We start from the raw sequence: 465 nt of genomic DNA on the forward strand, positions 1-465 counted from the left end.
GCAGGCCCGCTCCATTCGCTACCAGCTCAGCATCGCCAAGCTGCCACTGGCCAAGGACATCGACGACTTCGACTTCGCCGATACGCCCGTCAATGAATCCCTGGTGCGGGAACTGGCCACCGGCACCTTCGTCGCCGATCAACGCAACGTCGTCCTCGTCGGCGGCACGGGAACCGGAAAGAGCCATCTGGCCATCGCCATTGCCCGAGCCCTCATCCGCAACGGAACACGCGGGCGCTTCTTCAACGTCGTCGATCTGGTCAATCGGTTGGAAACGGAAACACGCAGCGGCAAGCAGGGGCGGACGGCGGACTACCTCACTCGTCTCGACTTCATCATCCTCGACGAACTCGGATACCTGCCGTTCGCTCAGGCCGGCGGCCAGCTCCTGTTCCATCTCATCAGCAGGCTTTACGAGCGCACCTCGATCATCGTCACCACAAACCTTGCCTTCGGCGAATGGCC

General features: G+C 62.2%; 1 protein-coding gene. It reads left to right on the forward strand.

What is annotated here, in order from left to right:
- A partial coding sequence (locus EET67_RS25425; RefSeq protein WP_165900051.1) for an ATP-binding protein occupies positions 1 to 465 on the forward strand: 465 nt, incomplete at both ends.

Source organism: Borborobacter arsenicus, assembly GCF_003934165.1.
Taxonomy (GTDB): Bacteria; Pseudomonadota; Alphaproteobacteria; order Rhizobiales; family Rhizobiaceae; genus Pseudaminobacter; species Pseudaminobacter arsenicus.